The sequence below is a fragment of the Pantoea sp. EKM20T genome (assembly GCF_011800485.1).
GTDB lineage: Bacteria > Pseudomonadota > Gammaproteobacteria > Enterobacterales > Enterobacteriaceae > Pantoea > Pantoea agglomerans.
Map to the genome: position 1 here is coordinate 232,600 of NZ_JAALFW010000001.1, position 16,979 is coordinate 249,578.

At 57.2% G+C, this 16,979-nt stretch carries 15 protein-coding genes; 3 read left to right on the top strand and 12 right to left on the bottom strand.

Going from position 1 to position 16,979, the window contains the following annotated elements; translation table 11 throughout:
• Positions 1–102 precede the first annotated feature (102 nt).
• Complete coding sequence (locus HFD94_RS01105) at positions 103–621, bottom strand: GNAT family N-acetyltransferase (RefSeq protein ID WP_122889068.1); 519 nt, start codon at positions 619–621, stop codon at positions 103–105.
• A complete protein-coding gene (locus tag HFD94_RS01110) occupies positions 618–1,181 on the bottom strand; it encodes an XRE family transcriptional regulator (protein WP_033771214.1) in 564 nt (187 codons plus the stop codon). The genes HFD94_RS01105 and HFD94_RS01110 overlap by 4 nt, the downstream gene beginning before the upstream one ends.
• Before the next feature lie 149 nt (positions 1,182–1,330).
• Between HFD94_RS01110 and HFD94_RS01115 the strand changes: the two genes are divergently transcribed.
• Positions 1,331–2,065: a MerR family transcriptional regulator gene (locus tag HFD94_RS01115; protein ID WP_010254274.1), complete on the top strand. Its 735-nt coding sequence runs from the start codon at positions 1,331–1,333 to the stop codon at positions 2,063–2,065.
• A gap of 175 nt (positions 2,066–2,240) precedes the next feature.
• Here the strand turns inward: HFD94_RS01115 and HFD94_RS01120 are convergent, their stop codons facing one another.
• From HFD94_RS01120 to HFD94_RS01135, 4 genes are read right to left on the bottom strand one after another with little or no spacing between them, the layout of a single operon-like run.
• Positions 2,241–2,972, bottom strand: a complete 732-nt coding sequence (locus tag HFD94_RS01120; protein WP_010669716.1) for an ABC transporter permease — start codon at positions 2,970–2,972, stop codon at positions 2,241–2,243.
• Positions 2,960–3,907 (bottom strand): ABC transporter ATP-binding protein, encoded by a 948-nt coding sequence (locus tag HFD94_RS01125; RefSeq protein ID WP_122889069.1) that lies wholly within the window; start codon positions 3,905–3,907, stop codon positions 2,960–2,962. Before HFD94_RS01125 ends, HFD94_RS01120 begins: the two co-directional genes overlap by 13 nt.
• Positions 3,900–5,075 carry an ABC transporter permease gene (locus HFD94_RS01130; RefSeq protein ID WP_033785502.1) on the bottom strand — a complete coding sequence of 392 codons (1,176 nt, stop codon included), beginning with the start codon at positions 5,073–5,075 and terminating at the stop codon, positions 3,900–3,902. The genes HFD94_RS01125 and HFD94_RS01130 overlap by 8 nt, the downstream gene beginning before the upstream one ends.
• A gap of 3 nt (positions 5,076–5,078) precedes the next feature.
• Positions 5,079–5,990 carry an ABC transporter substrate-binding protein gene (locus tag HFD94_RS01135; protein WP_022625994.1) on the bottom strand — a complete coding sequence of 304 codons (912 nt, stop codon included), beginning with the start codon at positions 5,988–5,990 and terminating at the stop codon, positions 5,079–5,081.
• A gap of 306 nt (positions 5,991–6,296) precedes the next feature.
• Here HFD94_RS01135 and HFD94_RS01140 point away from each other — a divergent pair, with 306 nt between their 5' ends.
• Complete coding sequence (locus tag HFD94_RS01140) at positions 6,297–7,772, top strand: MFS transporter (RefSeq protein ID WP_122889070.1); 1,476 nt, start codon at positions 6,297–6,299, stop codon at positions 7,770–7,772.
• 123 nt (positions 7,773–7,895) lie between these two features.
• Here HFD94_RS01140 and idi read toward each other — a convergent pair whose 3' ends face one another.
• The 3 genes from idi to HFD94_RS01155 form a co-directional block, all read right to left on the bottom strand.
• Positions 7,896–8,438 carry an isopentenyl-diphosphate Delta-isomerase gene (gene idi, locus HFD94_RS01145; protein ID WP_167432712.1) on the bottom strand — a complete coding sequence of 181 codons (543 nt, stop codon included), beginning with the start codon at positions 8,436–8,438 and terminating at the stop codon, positions 7,896–7,898.
• Between the two features lie 146 nt (positions 8,439–8,584).
• On the bottom strand, positions 8,585–10,480 hold the full coding sequence (locus HFD94_RS01150; protein ID WP_022625996.1) for a methyl-accepting chemotaxis protein: 1,896 nt from the start codon (positions 10,478–10,480) through the stop codon (positions 8,585–8,587).
• 191 nt (positions 10,481–10,671) lie between these two features.
• Complete coding sequence (locus HFD94_RS01155) at positions 10,672–11,781, bottom strand: suppressor of fused domain protein (RefSeq protein ID WP_033766757.1); 1,110 nt, start codon at positions 11,779–11,781, stop codon at positions 10,672–10,674.
• Positions 11,782–12,303: 522 nt separating this feature from the next.
• Here HFD94_RS01155 and HFD94_RS01160 point away from each other — a divergent pair.
• Entirely contained in the window at positions 12,304–13,116 is an 813-nt protein-coding gene (locus tag HFD94_RS01160; RefSeq protein ID WP_122889071.1) for a DUF4225 domain-containing protein, read from the top strand.
• Here HFD94_RS01160 and HFD94_RS01165 read toward each other — a convergent pair.
• The 3 genes from HFD94_RS01165 to bglX all read right to left on the bottom strand — a co-directional run bounded on the left by HFD94_RS01165 (position 13,108) and on the right by bglX (position 16,948).
• Positions 13,108–13,428: a hypothetical protein gene (locus HFD94_RS01165; RefSeq protein WP_031591701.1), complete on the bottom strand. Its 321-nt coding sequence runs from the start codon at positions 13,426–13,428 to the stop codon at positions 13,108–13,110. The genes HFD94_RS01160 and HFD94_RS01165 overlap by 9 nt on opposite strands.
• A gap of 250 nt (positions 13,429–13,678) precedes the next feature.
• Positions 13,679–14,554, bottom strand: coding sequence for an oxygenase MpaB family protein (locus HFD94_RS01170; protein ID WP_122889072.1), 876 nt, complete (start codon positions 14,552–14,554; stop codon positions 13,679–13,681).
• Between the two features lie 96 nt (positions 14,555–14,650).
• The gene (gene bglX / locus HFD94_RS01175; RefSeq protein ID WP_010669690.1) at positions 14,651–16,948 is read right to left on the bottom strand and encodes a beta-glucosidase BglX; all 2,298 of its coding nucleotides are present in this window, start codon (positions 16,946–16,948) and stop codon (positions 14,651–14,653) included.
• Between the last annotated feature and the right edge of the window lie 31 nt (positions 16,949–16,979).

A 16,979-nucleotide genomic window follows, 5' to 3' on the forward strand; every position in this document is an offset into this window, starting at 1 on the left:
CGACGTCGTAAATTTCAGCAGTTGCCCGGTTCAGGGTCGTGCAGGCAGCCCGTCAACCCGGGCCGGCACGAAGAAAGGCCAGCCGCATGAGCTAGCGGCTGGCTACGCCAGCACTTTGTACATATAGGTGGTGGCATCCAGCACGCCCGCGGTGGATTCGGCATAAAACGGGATCGACCCCGCCACCTGCCAGCCCAGCGAGCGATAGAGATCGCTGGCGACATCGCCGCTGCGCGTATCCAGCACCAGCAGCGTTTTGCCCTGCGCACGGGCCTGCTGCTCAGCGCGCTGCATCAGCTCACGCGCGATGCCCTGACGGCGCGCCTGCGGATGCACCAGCAATTTGCTGATCTCCGCCCGGTGGCGGCCATTAGGCATCGCGCTGCCACTGAGAATGACCGTGCCCACGATGCGACCGTGCTGCCGCGCAACGAATAATTCGCTGTCGCCGTCTGCCAGACCGGCGATCCGCTGCTGCCAGAATCGCGTCATCACCTCTTCGTCTGCGGCATCAATAAAGCCGACGCTGGCACCGTCTGCCACACAGGCCTGCAGCACCGCTGTGAGTTCATCCAATTGCGGTTGCGCTTCGTCGGCGCGAAGTATTGTGTAATCGATCATGGTTTCGCCACCACCAGTAAATAGCGCGCACCGTCAGTCAGGTGCGCCTCAAAAGCCGATTTCCCGACCAGATGAAAACGTAAGCAGTCACCGGGCTTCAGCGCCCACTGCTGCGCCCCCATCGTGACGGTGAGGCCGCCCTCGCGCAGCCAGATATGCTGCTCCAGCCCCTGAATGGGTGGCGCATCATAATCTATACGTGCACCGGGTCGTAATTTGCCCTCAACCAGTTCGCATCGGAAATGAAGCGCAGGGGGTGAGACATTCCGACGAATAAATCCGCTGGATTCATCCTGCCACACGGGCTGCTGGTCATCTCTGATCAGCAAACTGGACTCCTCCTCCACTTCACTGAGCAGGCGCGACATCGTTAATCCGTAGGCAACACACAGACGGTTAAGCAGTGCAGCAGTAGGGCTGGTCTCGCTTCGCTCAATGCGCGATAATGACGCACGACTGATGCCCGTTGCGACAGCAAGTTCATCCAGCGACCAGCCGCGTTGCAGGCGTAATTCTGCCAGCCTCACCGCCAGTCGTTGCTCCGTATTCAGCTCTGACATGGTAATTTCTCATATTTGGGAATAATTCTCTTATATGAGATATAACGGAGAAACGGCGTATCAGTCAAGTTGTACATCGAGAAATGTATTGTACAACTTAGTCGGCTTCGTTATGGTAATTGCACTCAGACCAATCGAAAGAGGAATTTATGACCTTATACAGTATCGGTGACGTCGCCGAGCGCTGTGGCATAAACCCAGTCACCCTGCGCGCCTGGCAGCGTCGTTATGGCTTACTGAAGCCGCAACGTACCGAAGGCGGACATCGTCAGTTTGACGAAGAAGATGTTCATCGCATCGAAGAGATCATGCGCTGGATTGAAAGCGGCGTGCCGGTCGGTAAAGTTAAGGCACTGCTGGAAGGTGGCGATGTTGATGCCCATGACGGCTGGACCACACTCCAGGATGAGCTGATCAGCGTCCTGCGTCACGTCAGACCCGCTAAACTTCGTAATAAAATTGCCGCGATTGGTCGCGAACATCCGATTGATGCGCTGATCGACCATGTTTTTATGCCAGTGCGCCAGAAGCTGAGTCTGGACCAGAACACCGCCCGCACCATGTGCAGTCTGCTGGATGGTTTGCTGATCGATTATGTCGCGTTCTGCCTGACCGGCAGCCGCAAAAAATCGGGTAAAGATGCGCTGATTATTGGCTGGGGTATCGACGATCGTACCCGCATCTGGCTGGAAGGCTGGCGTCTGTCGCAGCATGGCTGGCGGATTGATGTGCTGGCAGAACCGCTGGATTTACCGCGTCCTGAACTCTTTCCCGGCATGAATATGTTTGTCTTTACCGGTAAAAAACTGACCCGCCGCCAGCAGGAACAGCTGTCACACTGGCAGGAACAGGGCTATGCCGTGCGGTTGCACGATCCCGCCTGATAACAAAAACGCACGCCGGGCACTTTGCCTGCTGCCTTGCGCGCGCTATTATCCCCGCCTCACTGTTAACGAGCTCAGGTTTTACCCATGAACTGTAAAAAAGCTTTCTTCGCCACGCTGTTTTTTATTATGGCGGCAGGCGGCACCGGCGGTCTGATGCTGGTGGGATACTCTCTCATCGTTCACTCACGCTAAGCCAGCGCTGCAGGCGTTCAAACAGGCGATCGCTGACTATCGCCAGCAGCGCCACCAGTAATGCCCCCTGAATCACATAGGCTGTATTAAAGCCGCTTAAGCCGATAATCACCGGCGATCCCAGACTTTTCGCGCCGACCGTCGAGGCGATGGCAGCGGTGCCGATGTTGATGATCACCGAGGTGCGTATCCCGGCGATGATGACCGGCGCAGCCAGCGCCAGCTCAATCTGCCACAGCCGCTGCCAGCTACTCATGCCGACCCCGATGGCGATCTCCCGACTGCTGGCCGGTACGCTATCAATACCCGCCAGCGTCCCCTGTAAAATCGGCAGCAATCCATAGAGCAGCAGCGCCACGACTGCGGGCCAGGCGCCAAATCCCATCACCGGCACCGCAATTGCCAGCACCGCCACCGGCGGAATCGTCTGCCCTGCCGCCACAATGGTTTCCATCAACGGCCGGAAGGCCCGCCCCGCCCGCCGTGTCACCAGCACACCACTGCCAATGCCAATCACAATCGCCAGCAGGCTGGCGGTGATCACCAGAAACAGATGCGCCAGCGTCAGCTGCCAGAAGCTCTCCTGCTGATAGAGAGGCCGCGCCAGTTCGGGAAACCAGCGGTGAAACAGCGGCCCGCTGTAAGGCATCAGGGTCAGCAGCGCGCCGTAGAACAGCACCAGCCACAGCAGCGGATCCCTTAGCCTGCGCATGTTAAATCCTCGCGCAGTTGCAGCAGATCGCCAAAGTGGAGCACGCCCAGCGGCCGCTGCTGATCGTCAATGACCGGCAGTTTATCGGTACGCCGGGCGATAAACTGCGACAGGGCATCGCGCAGCGTCAGTGCCGCAGCGATCGGTTCGCCCGGCAGCCACTCGCCGCGCCGCACGGCATTACCGACCTGCTCCAGCGACAACAGCCGTACCCCCATTTCGCTGCGACCAAAGAAGTCGCGCACAAAATCATTTTTCGGCTGGGTCAGCAGCTCGACTGGCCTGCCCTGCTGAACAATCTCGCCGTTATCCATCAGCACAATACGGTCTGCCAGCGTCAGCGCTTCGTCGATGTCGTGCGTCACCAGCACGATGGTGCGGCCCGACAGTTGATGAATGCGCAACATCTCCTGTTGCAGCACCCCGCGCGTCACCGGGTCGAGTGCACCAAACGGCTCATCCATCAGTAACACTTCCGGATCCGCCGCCAGCGCCCGCGCCACGCCGATGCGCTGCTGCTGCCCACCCGAGAGCTGATGCGGATAGCGGTCCAGCAGCTGCGCATCGAGATTCAGCAGCGCCAGCAGCGCCGTGATACGTTCATTGATTTGTGCCCGGGGCCAGCCCAGTAGCACTGGCACCGTGGAGATATTCTTCCGCACCGTCCAGTGCGGGAACAGGCCAATCGACTGGATGGCGTAACCCATGCGCCGCCGCAGCGTGCGGGCATCGAGCTGGCGAATCGACTCTCCGGCAAAGCGGATTTCACCACTGTCAAACTCCACCAGCCGGTTGATCATCTTCAGGGTGGTCGATTTGCCCGAACCGGAGGTGCCAAGCAGCACGCAAAATTCCCCTTTCGCCACCTGTAACGACAGATCTTTCACCGCCGCTTTACCGTTAAACGCGCGGGAAACGCCGTCAAACTCAATCATCTTTTCTCTCCAGCAGTGAGATCAGCAGGCGGAACAGCGCATCGATGACCACCGCCAGCGCAATCACCGGGATCACACCCAGCAACACCAAATCAAGCGCACTGCTTAGCAGTCCCTGGAAAATAATCGCGCCAAAGCCGCCCGCGCCAATCAGCGCCGCAACCACCGCCATGCCCAGCGTCTGCACCACCACTACCCGCAGGCCCGCCAGCCAGACCGGCAGCGCCAGCGGCACATCCACCGCAATAAACTGCTGCCAGCCACTCATGCCGACGCCACGTGCACTCTCACGCACCTCGTGCGGCACCTGTTGCAGCCCCACCACCACGCTACGCACCAGCGGCAGCAGGGCGTAAAGCACCAGCGCGATCAGCGCCGGAGCCATCCCAATGCCGCTGATGCCCCAGTCGCCGAGCCACGGAAACTGCTGAGCCAGTCCGGCCAGCGGCGCAATCAGCAGACCAAACAGCGCCACCGAGGGCACAGTCTGAATCACATTCAGCACACCGAACACCCCGCCCTGCCAGCCAGGCCGCCGGAACAGCGTGACGCCCAGCGGCAGCGCAATCATCAGCGCAGGCACCACCGTGCCCGCCAGCAGGGTGAGATGACGGCTCAGCGCGGCATCAAACACCGCGTGGCGGTTGGCATACTCTTTCAGCAGGGAGAGATCGCTGAGCTGGCCACTGAACAGCAGCAGCAGCGGCAACAGCCAGACCTGCAGATTGAGCAGCAGCTGTGCCAGCCGATGGCGGGTCAGTTGCCGCACCTGATCGGTGATCAGCAGCAGGATCAGCGCGCCGCTGCACCACAATCCGCTGGCAAAGCTGGTGCGCGCCAGACGGCTGCCCTGCTGGCTGAGTAAAGTGGCCTGATGACCGCTGAGCCAGATAATCGCCGCCAGCATCAGTTCTGCCGCCAGCAGCGCCAGCATCAGCGTGATGCGGGTCGGATGCCGCCACAGCAGCAGCCACAGCGTCACCAGCGGCAGCAGCAACAGCCCGAAGCGGCTAATCTGCCAGCCCATCAGCGGTTCACCCGCCACCAGGCGGTTCGGGGCGAAGTTCAGAAACGGCAATGCCACCAGCGCCAGAGTCAGCAGCGTCAGCAGCAGCAGTGCCACCGGCTGCTCAACCGGACGGCGTATCGCTTCCCGCGATATCTGCATCGGTTACAGCAGCTTTTTCTGCTGCAGCCATTCGGTCGCTACGCTGCTGGCATCCTGACCGTCGACCGCGATTCTGGCGTTGAGCTGTTGCAGCGTCTTCTCGTCAAGCGCGCTGAACACCGGCTTCAGCCACTCTGCAATCTGTGGATAGGCTTTGAGTACCGATTCACGGATCACTGGCGTCGGCGCATAAATCGGCTGAACCCCTTTAGGATCGCTGAGCGTCTGCAGACCTAATGCCGCTACCGGACCGTCGGTGCCGTACGCCATCGCCGCGTTTACGCCGGAAGTCTGCTGTGCCGCTGCGCTGATGGTAACAGCGGTATCGCCGCCAGCCAGTGACAGCAGCTGGTCCTGCTTGAGATCAAAGCCATAGGCTTTTTCAAAGGCGGGTAAGGCATCGCTGCGTTCAATAAATTCTGCTGAGGCCGCCAGTTTGAAGGTGCCGCCTTTTTTCAGCCAGGCGCTGAGGTCCGCCAGAGAGTTGAGCTGATTTTTTTCAGCCAGATCTTTTCGCACAGCGATGGTCCAGGTGTTATTAGCCGGAGCGGGCGTCAGCCAGACCAGATGGTTTTTCTCCGCATCCAGCTTCTTCACTTTCTCGTAGCCTTCGGTGGCATTTTTCCAGGCGCTGTCTTTCTCATCATTGAAGAAAAATGCACCGTTGCCGGTATATTCCGGATAGATATCAAGTTCGCCCGCCGTGATGGCACCGCGCACCACCTGCGTGGTGCCGAGCTGAATTTTATTGACGGTTTTTACCCCATGCTTTTCCAGCACCTGAAGAATCACATTGCCCAGCAGCGATCCTTCGGTATCAATTTTTGAGCCGACCCGCACCGGGTCCGCCGCCTGTGCTATCCCCATGCTGAGCAGCAAAGCGCTGACGCCCATCCAACCCCGAATTCTGACCATGGCTTTTTCCTTATCGCAGTGTGTTGTTTTTACGTTTTGTTCGTGCGTGATGATTCACAAGGCGTTGTGCGCCTGCGCGTTCAGGCTGCCCTCCTGCCACTCTGCGGGAGGCTGGCAAGGCGTGCAGCGGAAATTATCTGCCTTAAAAGCGTAGCCTGGCGCAGCGGCGATGCAGCTGACTTTATCGCAAATTGATAACGATTTGAGATTATAAATTCATCTCATATAACCTAAATGAATTTACGTCTGGGCGTCTAAACGGCTATTCTCGGAAATCTGTTTTTATAATAAAAGACGCACAACATCATGTCCGACCTGACCTCTTCCGCCCATGTGGCAACAGCAGGGAGTTCGCCCGGTGGCGAAACACAGTGGATCCGCAGCGCAGCTGACGTCTCCCGATTAGTGAACAGTGGCGACAGCGCCCGTAATAATGCCCGCATTGTGGTGGCGATTGCGCTGGGGGGCGTCTTCCTTGACGCCTACGACCTGGGTGCGCTGGCCTTTGGCATCAAAGACATCACGCGCGAATTCAATCTCACCCCGACCGGCACCGGCATAGTCGCCTCGGCAATCACCTTCGGGGCCATTATCGGCGCACTGATCGGCGGCTATCTCACGGATAAAATTGGCCGTTATCGGGTGTTTATGGCCGATATGTTCTTTTTCGTGGTGGCGGCTATCGCCTGTGCGTTTGCCCCCAATGAGTACGTGCTGGCCGGCGCGCGTTTTGTGATGGGTCTGGGAGTCGGAATCGATCTGCCGGTGGCGATGGCGTTTCTGGCGGAGTTTTCCAGACTACGTGGCAAGGGAAATAAAGCGGCCAGCGTGGCGATGTGGTGCCCAACCTGGTATGCGGCGATCAGCATCTCTTATCTGCTGGTGCTCTTGCTCTATGCCGTGTTACCCGAAAGCCACACCGACTGGCTCTGGCGTCTAATCCTTGGTTTTGGTGCCGTTCCGGCGATTATCATCATCGCCATCCGTAGCCGTTACATGAGCGAATCCCCGGTTTGGGCGGCGAATCAGGGCGACCTGAAAGGTGCCGCGGCGATTTTACGCAGTGCGTGGAGTATTAATGCCCAGGTGGCGCCCGACGTCGCGCTGACGCCTGCTACGCCGGTGCGCAAGGCGAGCTGGCGTAACTATGGTGCGCTGTTACAGGGTGTTTATCGCCGCCGTACCCTGCTGGCGACCATCACTTCCATTGCCTCATCTTTTGCTTATAACGCGGTGGCGTTTGGCTTGCCGGTGATCATCTCCAGCTTCTTTGCCCAGTCAATGCTTACCACCATTCTGGTATCGCTGGCGCTGAATCTGCTGTTCGCCTTTGTCGGCGGGATACTGGCGGTGCGACTGGTGCCGCGCCTCGGGGCGTGGAAGATGTCGGTGGCGGGTTATGCCTGTCAGTGCGTGGCGCTGCTCGGGCTGGCGCTGATTGGTCGTCCGGAAGGCGGTCAGGAAGCCGCGCTGGCGATCGGCATGCTGGCGCTGTTCCTGTTTGGACAGGGATTCGGGCCTGGCTCCCATACCATGACTTTTGCGTCGCTGAGCTATCCGACGTCGCTGCGCGGCGTGGGTGTCGGCTTTAACCAGACGCTGATGCGCGGCAGCTCTACCGTTTCGCTGTTTCTGTTTCCGGTGCTGGTCGCGGCGCTGGGCACCGGCGTGTTCTGGGTGATCTTCCTGGCACCACTGGCGGGCCTGCTGGCGCTGCTGGCGATCCGCTGGGAACCGTCGGGTTATGATGTGGATGCGGAAGATTTCGAGCTGCAGCGATAATCAACGCTCAGGGCGTGGATAGCGCGCAGGCTCAGGGAGCAAACGGGCTCATAACCCTGGCGCACTGTTTACCCCGGCCCGGCTCTCCGGCCAGCATTGAAACCGCACTTTAGTGCGGTTTTTTTATGCGGTAACTGTCGGGAAAGGAAACTGCTCCAGATAGTCCGGGATGCGCGGGAAAGTGTGCAAAAACCACGGTGTGAACTGCTGTGGCTGCTGCTGCATCTGCTGCTCAATCAGCGCCATCGGGCGATAATCCCAGGCATCCGCTTCCTGCGGATTCAGCTGCGGCAGGCTGTCGCAGACGGCAAAGAAGACGTGACCATACTCATGTTCAGTCAGGCCATTGCTCAGTTTCAGGTTGTAGCTCAGCTCAAACACCGGCGTCAGCGTCACCACCATCCCCATCTCTTCACGCAGGCGGCGCTCGGCGGCGTCGCGGGTTGATTCATGGGGATAAGGATGACCACAGCAGGTATTACTCCACAAGCCACCACAATGATATTTATCGCTGGCACGCCGTTGTAGCAACAGCTCCTGCCGGGAATTGAAGACGTAGACCGTCACCGCGCGGTGCAGTAATCCTTTTTCATGCACTTCCAGCTTTTCCATCTTGCCGGTGGGACGATCGAGGTGGTCAACGAGGATAACTTCAATAGCAGACATGGCGTTTCCTTGAGATTATTCCCAACTATTCTGGCACAGAATTATCGGTTTGGGCGGATCATCGAGGATTTTTTACCCGGGTCAGGCGGAGATAAGCGGATGAAGCAGAGAGAAAATCAGGCCAGCAGGGCTGGCCTGGAGAGGGATTACAGTCGGAAGCTCTGAACCACCCGCTCAAGCTGGGTGCTTTGCGATTCCATCGCCTGCGCGGCAGCAGAAACCTGCTCCACCAGCACGGCGTTCTGCTGTGTGGTGCCATCCAGTTGGGTAATCGCAACGTTAACCTGTTCGATGCCCAGGCTCTGTTCGCGGCTGGCTGACATGATTTCGCTCATCAGCGTTGTCACACTGCTCACGCCCTTCATCAGCTCATCCATGGTCTGACCCGCCTGCTCGACCAGCGCGCTGCCGGTATCGATGTTCGCCACCGACTCTTCGATTAACTTTTTAATCTCACGCGCCGAGTTGGCTGAACGCTGTGCCAGGTTGCGCACTTCCGATGCCACCACCGCAAAACCGCGACCCTGTTCACCGGCCCGTGCGGCTTCTACTGCGGCGTTCAGCGCCAGGATATTGGTCTGGAATGCGATGCTGTCGATCACGCTGATGATATCGACCACTTTACGGGATGAGTGATGAATCTCGCCCATGGTGGTCACCACCTGACGGACCACTTCGGTGCCACGTGCGGCCACCTGCGAGGCATCACCCGCCAGCTGGTTAGCGTGGGTGGCGTTGTCGGCGTTCTGACGCACGGTGCCGGTCAGTTGCTCCATCGACGCGGCCGTTTCCACAATCGAGCTGGCCTGATCTTCGGTACGGGAGGAGAGATTGGCGTTGCCGCTGGCAATTTCCCGCGACGCGGCGGTGATCGCCAGCGCGCTGTCGCCCACCTGCTGGAGCAGCCCCTGCAGATAGCTGATGAACTGGTTAAAGCTCTGCGCGACGGCGTTGAACTCCGGGCTGTTGCTGGCTGGCAGACGCTGAGTCAGATCCGCACCACCGGTCGACAGCGCTTCGATGTTGCTGTTCAGCACGTTGAGGCGTTTCATCATGGCGCGGACAAAGCCCAGCGACACCAGCAGCAGGATTACCGCCAGAGGGATCTGCACCAGACCCAGACGAGTCAGCATGTTGTGCGACTGCGCTTTCAGCAGGCTGGTTGGCAGGCTGCTGGCGAGATACCACGGGCTGCCAGGAATGGCCTGCACGAACAGCGTCTGCTCGCCTTCACTGCTGTCATAGGTGGTTTCCAGCGGCTGATTGCCAACACCGTTAAGCAGCGTTTTCAGCGGTGCTGCCATCGGCATCTGCACGTCAGCCAGGTTCTCCAGCTTCGGTGCTGCATTCACCAGTGCGCCATTGCCCACGACTTTACCGTCGGCTTCGACGATCAGGACGTTGCCCTGAATGGTTTCACCCATCTGCTTCGCCAGCTGGTTAAAGAACCCCAGCGTCACATCGATGGTGGCGACACCCCAGGCCGTGCCGTTTTTGTAGATAGCCATAGCACAGTTGGTGCGCGGCTGCGGGCTGGCGGCATCCTGATAGGCTTTTGCCCAGGCACACTGGCCTTTTGGAGCGGCCATGCCATCTTTGTACCAGGGTTGCTCCCAGTATTTGTCAGCCGCGTCGGAGTTCCAGTAGGTGTTCACCTGCAGTTCATTGCTGGCATTACGGGCAAAGAAGCTGCTGTCCTTCTCTTTGGCCGGGTCACGACGATTTGGTAGTGGCCAGATCCCGCCACCAAACACATTGCTGTCCTGATACTGGTTAACCAGCGTCGGTAACAGGGTGTCGATAGTGGCGCTGTCCATGACGGATGCGGCTTCGGTAATGGCGCGCTGCTGGGCCTGAACGCGGTTCATCTGTTCAACGATACCGGAAGCCAGCGAATCCACCTGATAGCGAACCAGACGGCTTTCGCTATCGACCAGCTGTGGCGCGACAAACTGATTAATAACCCAGACTGTAACGAGTAAAAGCGCAACAAAGAACGCGATCATTGTTGCGGTGAAGCGGGATTGTGTTGTTTTAAACATCTTCGTTCCCCTGAACCTGGTGCGGCGCGATTGCCTGATCGGGTTTAACGGCGCGGCAAGCGGGAACTTGAGATGAGCAGGATCACATATTTAAGAAATGTTTGATTTTTGTAAAAATTTAATTTCACATGGAAACTATCACATCCCCGGCGGGCGCCGGGGAATGGGCAAACAGGCGCATTACTGCTGGCCTATTCTTCTGAACTGACGACCTGCTGGCGCGGACGGAAGATGTGATTATTGCCATCCGCCGTTAACAATTCCCGTAACTTCTGACCACCATGTTCATCCGCCTGCGCGAACTGCCGTTCCGTTTCCGTAATCGGCGTAGTCCAGAGCAGAGTCGGGCGATCGCCGTCGCGTTTTGGCAGCGAGAACTGCGCCTGTTCGGTTGCCAGCTCATTGGCAAGCAGGAAACTTTCAAAGCCGACGGGTGCCACTTCCGACGCCAGCGTATGACCCTCGCCCAGCCAGGTCAGTCGCGCCCACGGCAGATGCACGAATTCCGCCAGCGCGCTGGCCATCTGCACCGCATTGCCTTCGGTCATGACTTCACCGTCAACCGCCATACCCAGTTCAATGCGGCGATACTGCGGCGCCAGCTCATCAAACAGATAATCGACCTGCGGCATTGGCCGGATGCTCATGCCGATGGTCAGGAAATACCAGACGCCCTGATGCCAGTGCTGGGAGATCGCCATCGGCGGCCAGCTGCCCTGATCGATAGCGTAATACTTCACTGACTCGCCAAAGCGCGCCTGATAGCAGGCCATCAGATCGTTCTGCACCTTATCCCACTCGCTGCCGTCGTGCCATTCGCGCCAGAACTGACGCTGATGCTCCGCACGTGCGTAGTAGTCATTGGTTGATGCCGACCCCAGCGGTGCCGTCAGCCGGTTCTTTTTGATGCAGCCTGCAGAGAAGCTCACCTGCTTCTCCTGATAGAGACTCCAGCCGGGGATCACCGCCAGTAGCTGGCCGTAATACCACAGCGCCGCGCCATCATCGCTCGGCTCCCATAGCACCTGCAGACCGGCTGGATCCAGCGCGGGTTCCGCTTCCAGATTACGGCAATACTCGGCGCTGAGCAGCGGCGCTATGCCCTGCTCCATCGCCTCGCGATCTTCCTGCGCCGGTGCCGGCAGCAGGTTTCGTAGCCAGCAGCCGCGTACCGCATACTGGCTGCGGAACAGGTCGGTTGGCCAGATGTAAAAATAGGCAGTGCGCTCATCCTGTTCGACAATGGCGGTCAGGGTGCGCTGCTGATTGTGGACTTCAGCAATCAGGGATTTGTACGTCATAGTGCCTCGACAAAGCCTGGAGGAATCCATTTTCCCCGAGAATAGAGCAGGATCCTGGCTGCGGCTATCTGAGACAAGGGTAATAGTCTCAAAGTGTGGGAGTTGGAGGTGTGGTGAGGGTTTTTGGTGAAGTGCTGCGCTTTGGAAGTGTGGCCGTTGTTAGTATCAGAGACCACTATGAGCGAGGAGCGTAAGTTCGGAATAAATACTCATATTGAGGATACTCAGGAGACGTGGGCAAGCCATTCCAGAATCGTATGTTTAATTCAGCACAACGGTGTTTATTAAATATCCTTTTTACCTTAACCATTAATTAAATTTCTGGCCGACTGTATAAATCTTTAACCCATTCATAGTCATTTGCTGCAGACGCAATTGATCAGCTTATTCTGGCGATCGCTTGAGTAGTCGCCTGCTACTTATTATTATGGCATCGCTGATTACCGATGGAGCGGCCTTTGGTTGTTTACAGCTGATAATCAGAGAGTATTATCGATGATGTAATGTATAGGGAGATAAAAAATGGACGCAGCATTGCTTGAAATAATGCGCTCAGGCGGGAGGAATAAAGCCTGGGCTGAAACAATGGTCAACCTTGAAGCCAGGAAACTTATCGATACAGCTAACAGGTTGTCAGCTTTCTATCTCAGGGATGGGCTAACCCGGTTGCAGTTCGTCCAGGAAATAAAATCGGTTATTGACCGGCAGTTCGCCGCCGCCCGGCAGGCGAAATCTGATGAAGAATGCATGAAGTGCGTTAAGCACCTTAGGTCAGAGACAGAAAATCTTGAAGAGCAGGGACAATTGCTGCGTTCAAAGACAGCAGAACTCTACGCCAAAGTGGAGTTTGTGCGTGAAAACAACAAAATTGTGGGTTACATGATTTCCGCTGTTCGTGTTGTAATTTCAGGTTTTGCTGTTGTCGGCGGTGCTTTGATGATATCGACAATGACGCCACTCGGCGCACTGGCCGGTGCCGTTCTCGTTATGGACGGGCTTAATGGGCTGTCTAAAGAACTCATTCCGCGCCTCTCTGGCGAGAACACAGAAGGCATGTTTGCCGATGGTGCAATGCAAGCTGCTGAATTTATGGGTTTTAAGCCAGAGTCAGGACTGGCTTTTTATAATACGGTAACGCTTACTGCCGATATTTACAGCATTAGGGGGCTGGCGAGAAAGCCTGGCGCATGGCGGCTGTTCAGATGGATGCCCCGTGATTACTTCCGTAAAGTTGACACTATGAGCCGTCCGAAGCTGACCATGAAAATCGTTGGCTGGGGTGTTAAAGCTAAAGTGATATTTGATTTACTCAGCCTAAACGAGCAATCACGCTAACTCTTTATTCAACCGGCAGTAACGCCATGACTTCCAGGCCAGCATTGGCGGTTGAATAAACGTCACTATGACTACCCCGATTAGCAGAGACAGGCCTCCGCCTAAAATATATGTTTTAGTGGAGAAACACAGAAGAAATATAAAGACTAACGTGCAGCCAGAAATAATCCATAACAGCACCCTGAATCTGTTTTTTAAATCCGCTACGGCTTCCCCCAGAGTACCGCCATAGCTTTCAAGGTTATTTTTAATTTTTTTCAAATCAGCATCAGTAAAACCCGACTTTAGCAAATCTGCCTCACTAACTTTCATGGTGCTTCACCTTTCATCCATAAAATGTGCATTCATTCTACCGCAATTATATACGCGTATGTCTCTCATGCGGCAACTTCCGTCGCTGGCACAAAACGGATGTTAGTATCTGCCCCAATCAGCCTGTTGTAACTAACCCCCAATAAGTTAACGTCTGCACAAAAGCACCTGCCCAGGCCCCGATATCTAACACTGCGGTTGAGTAATCCTTTATGCGCTAAAGCAATCCACCCTTTTACCAGTGAACCCCTCACCCCACCACCCTTCCCATCCGCACCATCGCCCGATACCAGGCACCGCGCTGAATCGACCACCTTAACCCCACCGCAATCGCATTAATCTTCCTGTCAATGATCGCCTGCTGAAAGCGGCCGATCTCCGTACCGGACATTGCCTGCGCCCAGGCTGGCATCAGCCCGAACCCTGACTTCAGCATGATTTTCATCACCGGTTTTGCCTGCCAGCTGGGTGCGGGAGCATTCATCAGCAATCGCGTCACTTCGGCAGTGCGATGATCAAAGCGCAGCTCTGAACGCATCTGTTGCAGATAATCCGCAACATCAACAACGCTTTTCGGTACCTTCTCCGCCCCCAGCGCTTCGGCAATCTGCGCCGCCTCCTGATAGTACTGATCCTGCCCGGCGCGGCTGAGATGTGGATTTTTGTAGCGCAGATGGGCGGCCAGAAAACGGCTGGTCTCCGCCACATGCACCCAGGTCAGCAGATGCGGATCGCTGGCGGCATAGGGTTTACCTTCGCTGTCGACGCCGCTGACTTTCAGGTGAATGCGTTTCACCCGGTCAATCAGCGTCTGTGCATCCTGCGAATTACCGTAGGTGGTCACGGCGATAAACTGACTGGTGCGCCGCAGGCGGCCCATCATATCTTCACGGAAATTGGAGTGATCCCAGACGCCCGCCAGTGCCGCCGGATGCAGCATCTGCAACAGCAGCGCGCTGATCCCGCCGCACATCATGGAGGTGAAGTCACCGTGGACGCGCCAGATCACGCTGTCCGGGCCAAACAGGCCGGGATCGCCAGGCGGTTGAGAGAGGTCAAATTCATTCATCGACAGGCCGTTAAGGCGAAATACCTGCTGCTGAATGCGGTCACGCAGATTAATCATGATGGCTCTGATAGTGGATATGACGCGGCGCGCCGTAGCAGGACGCTAACGACGCGCCGCGTCACCTTCCCCTGACGTCAGGGGAAAGGCTGACGGTTATAAATAGTTGAACTGCCCATCCTCGGTACGAACGGAATCGAGTCCAATCATCACGTTGAATTTGCCGGGCTCTGCAACATGCTGCATCTGCTGGTTCCAGAACTTCAGCGCATCCACGTCGATTTTAAAGGTCACGGTTTGCGACTCGCCCGCTTTCAGCATGATGCGCTTAAAGCCACGCAGCTCCTGCACCGGACGGCTGATGGAAGCGACCGGATCGTTGAGGTACATCTGCACCACCGTCGCGCCGTCGCGTTTACCGCTGTTGGTCACGGTCACGCTGGCTTCAATGCTGCCGTTACGCGGCATGGTCGGTGAGGACATTTTTACCGGCGACACGGTGAAAGTGGTATAGCTCAGGCCGTAACCAAACGGATAGAGCGGGCCATTAGCCGCGTCGTAGTAGTGCGACGTGTATTTGTTCGGCTTAGCAAAGTTGTAAGGACGGCCAGTGGGCAGATGGTTGTAGTAGATCGGAATCTGACCCACTGAACGCGGGAAGGAAACCGGCAATTTGCCCGACGGGTTGTAATCGCCGAACAGCACATCGGCGATGGCGTTGCCGCCTTCGGTGCCGCTGAACCAGGTTTCCAGCATCGCATCGGCCATCCGATCTTCATTCACCACTGACAGCGGGCGTCCGTTCATCAGCACAATCACCAGCGGCTTACCGGTGGCTTTCAGTGCTGCTAACAGCTTCTGCTGGCTCGGCGGGATCACCAGGTCGCTGCGGCTGGAGGCTTCGTGCGCCATACCCTGCGCTTCGCCCACGGCGGCAACCACCACATCGGCCTGCTTCGCTTTGGCGACCGCGTCATCAATCAACTGCTGCGGTGAACGCGTATCCACGGAAACCGCCTGCTCATAGAGGTTCAGGAAGTCCTGAATCCCTTTGTTGTCGGTGACGTTAGCGCCCTTCTCATAGAGCAGCGTAGCCTTGCCTTCGGTGGCATTGCGCATGCCCTGCAGCAGCGAAACGGATTGCTTCGCCACGCCAGCGGCGGACCAGCTGCCCATAATGTCGCGCTGGCTGTCTGCCAGCGGACCAATCAGGGCAATGGTGCCCGATTTTTTCAGCGGCAGCGTTTCCAGGCGGTTTTTCAGCAACACGATGCTCTTACGCGCGACGTCGCGCGCTTCAGCCCGGTGCAGACGGCTTTCCGCATTGGTGTCCTGCGGATCGCTCTCTTTCGGACCTAAATGGCTGTAGGGATCGTTAAACAGGCCCATGTCATATTTGACGTTGAGCACATGGCGCGCCGCATCGTCAATCTCCGCCATGGTGACGTCGCCGCTCTTCACCAGCGCGGGCAGATACTTGCTGTAATATTCGTCGCTCATGCTCATATCGACGCCCGACTTCAGGGCGATGCGCACCGCTTCCTGCGGATCGCTAGCGACGCCATGCTTGATCAGCTCTTTGATTGCGCCATGGTCGCTGATGGTGATGCCTTTGAACTTCCACTTATCGCGCAGCAGATCTTTCAGCAACCAGCTGTCCGCCGTGGCGGGTACGCCATTGATCGAGTTCAGCGCCACCATCACGCCGCCGCTGCCCGCATCCAGTGAGGCTTTATAAGGCGGCAGATAGTCCTGGAACATGCGCTGCGGGCTCATGTCCACGGTGTTGTAATCGCGTCCGCCTTCAACTGCGCCATAGAGTGCGAAGTGCTTCACGCTGGTCATCACGCTGTAGCGATCGGCAGCACTTTTGCCCTGCATCGACTGCACCATGCTGCGACCCATTTCGCTGGTGAGATACGTATCCTCACCAAAGCCTTCGGAGCCACGGCCCCAGCGCGGTTCACGGCTGACATCCACCATCGGCGCCCAGGTCATGTTCAGACCATCGTCGGCCGCTTCATAGGCAGAGACGCGCCCCACCTCTTTCACCGCATCCAGATCCCAGCTCGACGCCAGGGCCAAAGGAATCGGGAAAATGGTGCGCTGACCATGAATAACGTCGTAGGCGAAAAACAGCGGGATCTTCAGGCGGCTGAGCTGCATCGCCTGATCCTGCATCGCGCGGATATCCTGACGGGTTACGGTATTAAAAATCGCGCCAACCTGACTCTTCTGAATCATGTCGCGAATCACTTCTTTCGGATTATCAGGTCCGACGCTGATTAAACGCAGCTGGCCGATCTTCTCGTCCAGCGTCATTTTTTTAAGCAGTTGGTTGACGAAGGCATCCCGCGCCTGTTCGGTCATCGGGTGGTTACCTGGCACTGTCTCAGCCAATGCCGGTTGCATCGCGAGGGAGACAGCGAGACTAACAGAGTAAATCCATTTCATCAGGTTGGGTTCTCTTAAGTAACTGCGCAAT

What these genes read in the sequence shown, in the direction of transcription:
- HFD94_RS01105 (WP_122889068.1), bottom strand. Translation starts at nt 621, where the DNA reads ATGATCGATTACACAATACTTCGCGCCGACGAAGCGCAACCGCAATTG.
- HFD94_RS01110 (WP_033771214.1), bottom strand. Translation starts at nt 1,181, where the DNA reads ATGTCAGAGCTGAATACGGAGCAACGACTGGCGGTGAGGCTGGCAGAA.
- HFD94_RS01115 (WP_010254274.1), top strand. Translation starts at nt 1,331, where the DNA reads ATGACCTTATACAGTATCGGTGACGTCGCCGAGCGCTGTGGCATAAAC.
- HFD94_RS01120 (WP_010669716.1), bottom strand. Translation starts at nt 2,972, where the DNA reads ATGCGCAGGCTAAGGGATCCGCTGCTGTGGCTGGTGCTGTTCTACGGC.
- HFD94_RS01125 (WP_122889069.1), bottom strand. Translation starts at nt 3,907, where the DNA reads ATGATTGAGTTTGACGGCGTTTCCCGCGCGTTTAACGGTAAAGCGGCG.
- HFD94_RS01130 (WP_033785502.1), bottom strand. Translation starts at nt 5,075, where the DNA reads ATGCAGATATCGCGGGAAGCGATACGCCGTCCGGTTGAGCAGCCGGTG.
- HFD94_RS01135 (WP_022625994.1), bottom strand. Translation starts at nt 5,990, where the DNA reads ATGGTCAGAATTCGGGGTTGGATGGGCGTCAGCGCTTTGCTGCTCAGC.
- HFD94_RS01140 (WP_122889070.1), top strand. Translation starts at nt 6,297, where the DNA reads ATGTCCGACCTGACCTCTTCCGCCCATGTGGCAACAGCAGGGAGTTCG.
- idi (WP_167432712.1), bottom strand. Translation starts at nt 8,438, where the DNA reads ATGTCTGCTATTGAAGTTATCCTCGTTGACCACCTCGATCGTCCCACC.
- HFD94_RS01150 (WP_022625996.1), bottom strand. Translation starts at nt 10,480, where the DNA reads ATGTTTAAAACAACACAATCCCGCTTCACCGCAACAATGATCGCGTTC.
- HFD94_RS01155 (WP_033766757.1), bottom strand. Translation starts at nt 11,781, where the DNA reads ATGACGTACAAATCCCTGATTGCTGAAGTCCACAATCAGCAGCGCACC.
- HFD94_RS01160 (WP_122889071.1), top strand. Translation starts at nt 12,304, where the DNA reads ATGGACGCAGCATTGCTTGAAATAATGCGCTCAGGCGGGAGGAATAAA.
- HFD94_RS01165 (WP_031591701.1), bottom strand. Translation starts at nt 13,428, where the DNA reads ATGAAAGTTAGTGAGGCAGATTTGCTAAAGTCGGGTTTTACTGATGCT.
- HFD94_RS01170 (WP_122889072.1), bottom strand. Translation starts at nt 14,554, where the DNA reads ATGATTAATCTGCGTGACCGCATTCAGCAGCAGGTATTTCGCCTTAAC.
- bglX (WP_010669690.1), bottom strand. Translation starts at nt 16,948, where the DNA reads ATGAAATGGATTTACTCTGTTAGTCTCGCTGTCTCCCTCGCGATGCAA.